Here is a 5,224-nt window from a genome sequence, read left to right as displayed (position 1 = left end):
TGCCACAAGTCAGGATTTACGGCATGAAATTAATAGATTTGCCCAAGATGTAGCTACTTGGAGCAAAGCCCACCCACAGATGAAACTGCTACTGGTTGTTGACCAGTTTGAGGAATTGGTTACCATGTGTCGTTCTGAACAAGAGCGACTGCAATTCTTGGAAGCATTAAAAGCAGCACTCACATCAAATCTATATATTGTCTTAACCTTACGTTCAGACTTTGAACCGCAGTTTTTCGATTCTGCTTTCCCATCTCAATGGAAGGATGCTAGATTTTTGCTAAAACCAATGACACAAGATGAGCTACGTGAGGTCATTGAAAAGCCAGCAGCAGAGAAAGTGTTATATTTTGAACCGCCTGATTTAATAGATAGACTGATTAACGAGGTAGTGCAAATGCCAGGAGTACTACCTTTACTTTCGTTCACCCTCAGCGAACTGTACTTAAAGTATTTAGAGCGGCGTGGTGATGACCGTGCTTTAACTGAGTCTGATTACTTAGAACTTGGTGGCGTTGCTGGTTCACTTACGCAAAGAGCAACTCAGGAATATAAGAAATTAGTGAAGCTTAACCCAGCTTACGAACATACCGTTCGTCAGGTGATGCTGCGAATGATTACAGTCGAAGGTGTTGAATTGGCGCGGCGACGGGTACCAAAGTCGGAACTGGTGTACGAAAGAGCAGAAGAAAATAATCGAGTCAAGACGGTTATTGAAGGTTTTTCTACTGCACGGCTTTTAGTAGAGGGAAAAGAAATTGGGGATGAAGCTTATGTAGAGCCAGCCCACGATGCTCTAGTACGGGGATGGGATAAGTTACAGCAATGGAAAAACGCTCAGCAAGAAAGTATAGTGCTGCGTCAGCGCCTAACACCTGCAGCTAATGATTGGCAAAATCAAGCGCACAATTTAGATTATTTGTGGAGTAGCGACCCTCGTCTACCTGTATTGGAAAAAGTTCTCAAATCTGCAATTGATGAAAACTGGTTGAATAAGCTAGAGACAGAATTTGTCAAGCAAAGCATTCAGAAAAGACATGATGAACTTGAAGAAACCAAGGAGCGGCTGCGTATTTCTGAGGAACGTCGGGTTGAAGCAGAAAAACAAAACGCGATCGCACTTTCTAGAGGCTCGGAAGCTTTTCTTAGTTCCAATCAACAATTAGAAGCGCTAGTTGCAGGAGTGAAGGCTGGAAGAAAGTTACAAAAATTACTAGTAGAAAATGCAATTTCCCAAGAATCGTTTTTTATAAAACAAACGGTGCTCGACCTACAGCGTGTAATTTACAGTATCAGAGAGCGCAATCGATTGGAAGGGCATAGTGGACCTGTCCAGAGTGTCAGTTATAGCCACGATGGTAGTATTATTGCTACTGCTAGTTGGGATAATACGGTCAAACTTTGGAGTAAAGAAGGTCGAGAACTTAGAACTTTCAAGGGACATAAAGATGGAGTTTTAAGCATCAGTTTTAGCCCTGATGGTAAAACCATTGCCTCCACAGGTTGGGATAATACAATTATACTTTGGAACCTTGAAGGTGAGGAACTGACAACTCTGAGTGGGCATACAAACCAAATATGGAGTGTGAGTTTTAGCCCTGATGGTAAGACAATTGCATCTGGAAGTATGGACGAAACAGTCAAACTCTGGAGCAAAGACGGTCAAGAACTAAAAACTCTTAAGGGGCATAACAGTACCGTTCGTAGCGTCATTTTTAGCCCTAACGGCCCTAACGGCACAATACTTGCTTCTGGCAGTTTTGATGGTACAATCAAATTGTGGAATTTTGACGGTACTTTAAATAAAACTCTAACGCATGGTGGAACAGTTTACGGCATCAGTTTTAGTCCTGATGGCAAGTTAATTGCTTCTGCCAGTTCAGATAAGACAATAAAAATCTGGAGTTTAAACGGAGAGAAACGTGCAACTCTTAAAGGACATGACAATGAAGTCACCAGCGTTAGTTTTAGCCCACAAGGTAGAATAGTTGTTTCTGGCAGTTCAGACAACACTTTGAAGCTGTGGAGTTTGAACGGGCAGGAAATTGCAACTCTCAAAGGGCATACAGCAGAAGTGACGAGCGTTAGTTTTCACCCTGATGGTAACACAATTACTTCTGCCAGTGAAGATTCCACAGTCAAACTCTGGAGCCTTCATCAACAGAAACTCCCAATCCTTTCCGAAAACGGTCAAGAGATTACCCGCGTTAGTTTTAGTCCTGATGGAAAAACTATTGCTAGTAATGTAAAAAACACGGTCAAACTTTGGAAGCTTAATAGTCTTGAAAGGAAAACCCTTTCTGGGCATAGCTACGGTATCGCCAGCCTCAGTTTCAGTCCGGATGGCAAGTTAATTGCCTCTGGCAGTTTTGACCATACAGTTAAACTTTGGAGTCAAAATGGTCAGGAGGTTAAAACTCTCTTTGGACACACAGGGGCGGTGAGGAGCGTTTGCTTTAGCCCTAACAACCACTTCATTGTTACTGGTAGCGATGATAAAACAGTTAAACTGTGGAGCAGCATTGACGGTCAAGAAATCGCTACTTTTACCGGACATACTGGTGGGATATGGAGTGTGAGTTTTAGCCCTGACGGTAAGATAATTGTCTCAGGAAGCGATGGTTCTGACAAAACAATAAAACTGTGGAGCGTTGATGATCAAGAAATACGAAGAACTCTTGAAGGGCATAGTAATACAGTAAACAAAGTTAGTTTCAGTCCTAACGGTAAGATAATAGCTTCAGCTAGTTCAGACAATACAGTTAAACTGTGGAGCAGCATTGACGGTCAAGAAATACGGACTCTTAGGGGGCATAGCTACCAGGTTTTCGACGTTAGTTTTACCTCTGATAGTCAGATGATTGCTTCTGCTGATTGGGATGGTACAATCAAATTGTGGAATCTTGAGGGTCAACTACTTACAACCATGGAACGGCAAAGTAATAAAATTACTAGCCTTAGCTTTAGTCCCGACAATCAAATACTGGCTGCTGCTACTGATAAAGGAATAATTTTATGGAATTTAAATTTAGATAAGTTAGTGGAGTTTGGTTGCAAATGGTTACATGATTATTTGATGAATAATCCTAATGCTAAAGAAGACCGCAATCTTTGCATTACACATAACCATACTAATATCGAGTAGAAAAACGTTTGCTACATTTAGTTCAGTTTTAAAATTGAATACTGTATGCTAGACATTGAGTTTTGAAAGCAATCCAAGAATCTGGATAAGAACTGAATGTAGCATCAGATTTAATCAGATCAACTAAATTCTTGCCATCAGGTCGCTGCGTTAAACGAGTGGGTTAATAGGTGATTTGTTTTTTGTATGGTGATGTTCCAATGCCTTGATATAGAAGTGCTGGGTGGTCTTCAAAGCCCAATGCTGCTGCTCCCAGAAAATCATCATAAATTTGCGCTGTGTCAATTTCCTTTCTTGGTAATGAATTTGGGGTCATCAGAGCTTGGTTGAATACTAAAGAGTTGGAAAACTCTGTTTGAACCAGTTGACTACGACGCCTAAAATTAAGCCCTATTAAGAAAGTGACAAAGCCAAGAATGCTATCCCGTCTAGTCAGTTTCATGTATTTTGGCGATTTGATCGCCTATTTATTTACTGGAGTTTAGACTAAATGATTAGCTAAGGAATTAGTCCAATCGGTAGAAATGGAAGATATAGATATAACTTCAGAAGAAAGAGAAAAAAGAGCAGCCCTAAATTTGGAAGAATACAAGTGGAAAGAAGAAATAGTAACTTATGGTGGAATTAAACAAATTTGGCTAATAGTAGAAAGTCCAAAAAGAAGAGACAGTGACTTAGAGAAGCTAGAGAAAAAAATAAAGAAAGAAAGAAAAAGATAAAGTTGAAAAACTTGTTAAGGAATTAAAAAAAGAAGATTTTGATACTCCAGAACAAGCTCGATATAAGCTAAAAGGTATTAATAAAAATTTAAAAATGTTTGAAATCAAAGAGAGTCGAATTATTAAAACTATATCAAAGGATAATAAGACTATTTATAAAATGGAAGGAGTAGTGTGTGAACAAACAAAAGAAATAGAAATACTAAGAAAAGAAGCTGGTAGATTTATTTTAGCAACTAATTTAGTAGACGAGAATAAATTAGAGACAGAAGAAGTTATTATAAATTATAAAAATCAACAGTCCTACGAAAGAGGATTTAGGTTTCTCAAAGATCCTTTATTTTTTGCTGATAGCTTCTTTGTCGAGAATCCTGAAAGAGTAGAAACGATGTTATTTTTAATGTCTCTGTGCTTGTTAGTTTATAATCTTGGTCAAAGGGAACTGAGAAATAGTTTAAAAAGAGCTAAAATTGGAATAAAAAATCAACTGGGAAAGCTAACGCTGACACCTACACTAAGATGGGTCTTTCAATGTTTCCAAGGAATTCATCTTTTAACTTTAAATGGTGTTCATCAAATTGTTAATTTAACGTCAGAGCGGAATTTTATTTTAACATCCGAAGGAATAGTAATTATTCCTCGAATTTATAATGCCTGTACAACATATTTTATCAGTTAAATATTTTATGTTTGATTATTTGTTTTAAAAAGAAAATTGTTTCATCATTCTTTTCTTAATTATCCTGACTTTCTTGGTTTTATCTATTTTGTAATTATCTCGTATTTCAATTTGAAGTGCGCAATGTGGGTAAATGATAGCGCCAACTTACTTAACACCTTCAATTTCTTCATCTGTCAACTCATACAGATCTCGCAACTTTTCTAACTTCTCGTCACTAGCTTGCCAAAAACCTCGTCCATGGGCTTCTAACATTCTGCTGACAACATTACGAAAAGCTTCAGGATTGCTTTTACGCAACTTTTCTGCCATTTCTGGATCTAGGGCGTAAGTATCCGCAGCCTGATCATAAACCCAGTCATCAGTAAAATCTGCTGTACCACCCCAACCAATTAACGCTGTCATGCGTTGAGAAATTTCAAATGCACCACCAGAACCTTGATTCGCCATTGCTTGCGCCCATTTTGGGTTGAGTAACTTCGTGCGATACTCCATCCGCAGCAGATCATCTAAATTACGGGGTGTGGTATCTTTGGAGAAACTTTCTACAAAACTGGTGGTTACTTTTTTACCACTCTGTTTTTCTGCGGCTTTTTTCAAACCGCCTGTATTCGCGTAGTATTCTTGAATATCGGTTAAGCCATATTCAACTGAATCGATTTCTTGAACAATGCGATCGCT

General features: G+C 38.7%; 3 protein-coding genes and 1 pseudogene. 2 read left to right on the top strand and 2 right to left on the bottom strand.

The window, feature by feature from the left end:
- Nucleotides 1–3,145: WD40 repeat domain-containing protein (locus tag G4P69_RS35385; protein WP_208354600.1), on the top strand; the 3,145-nt coding region annotated here is incomplete at its 5' end.
- Nucleotides 3,146–3,308: 163 nt separating this feature from the next.
- Here G4P69_RS35385 and G4P69_RS35380 read toward each other — a convergent pair.
- Nucleotides 3,309–3,587, bottom strand: coding sequence for a hypothetical protein (locus G4P69_RS35380; RefSeq protein ID WP_208344532.1), 279 nt, complete (start codon nucleotides 3,585–3,587; stop codon nucleotides 3,309–3,311).
- Nucleotides 3,588–3,642: 55 nt separating this feature from the next.
- Between G4P69_RS35380 and G4P69_RS35375 the strand changes: the two are divergent.
- A pseudogene (locus G4P69_RS35375) lies at nucleotides 3,643–4,543 on the top strand (IS1634 family transposase); the annotation flags it as partial.
- 147 nt (nucleotides 4,544–4,690) lie between these two features.
- Here G4P69_RS35375 and G4P69_RS35370 read toward each other — a convergent pair.
- On the bottom strand, nucleotides 4,691–5,224 hold a 534-nt coding region (locus G4P69_RS35370; protein ID WP_208354598.1), incomplete at its 5' end, for a cobaltochelatase subunit CobN.

The sequence above is a fragment of the Aetokthonos hydrillicola CCALA 1050 genome, from assembly GCF_017591665.1.
Classification (GTDB): Bacteria; Cyanobacteriota; Cyanobacteriia; order Cyanobacteriales; family Nostocaceae; genus Aetokthonos; species Aetokthonos hydrillicola.
This window is presented reverse-complemented; position numbering and strand designations above follow the sequence as displayed.

Excerpts from the sequence above, each read along its gene's own strand:
- G4P69_RS35380 (WP_208344532.1), bottom strand. The coding sequence starts at position 3,587 with ATGAAACTGACTAGACGGGATAGCATTCTTGGCTTTGTCACTTTCTTA.